This window comes from Paracraurococcus ruber, from assembly GCF_004353985.1.
GTDB lineage: Bacteria > Pseudomonadota > Alphaproteobacteria > Acetobacterales > Acetobacteraceae > Paracraurococcus > Paracraurococcus ruber.
In genome coordinates, this window is sequence record NZ_SMOA01000759.1 from 1 (window position 1) to 270 (window position 270).

The following is a 270-nucleotide window of genomic DNA, read 5'->3' on the forward strand; positions in this document are numbered from 1 at the left end:
GCCTGCGCGCTCGGGGCAGCCTGACCGTGTGGTTCTCCGAGGCGGCGGTCGAGAACTGGCGTGCCGAGGCCCGCACTGGCCGGGGCGGACAGCCGGAGTATTCGGCCCTGGCGATCGCAACCGCCCTGACGCTGCGGGCCGTGTTCCGTCTGGCGCTGCGCCAGACCGAGGGCCTGATCGGCTCCATTCTGCAGTTGCTTGGCCTCGACCTCGCCGTGCCGGACCACTCGACCCTGAGCCGCCGGGCGGAGGCGCTGGAGGTGGCGCGGC

The 270-nt window shown here is 73.7% G+C and carries 1 protein-coding gene; it reads left to right on the forward strand.

Annotated elements, in window-relative coordinates; translation table 11 throughout:
• Nucleotides 1–2: 2 nt before the first annotated feature.
• Nucleotides 3–270, forward strand: a 268-nt coding sequence (locus tag E2C05_RS32615) for a transposase (RefSeq protein ID WP_240047009.1), incomplete at its 3' end; no start/stop codon positions are given.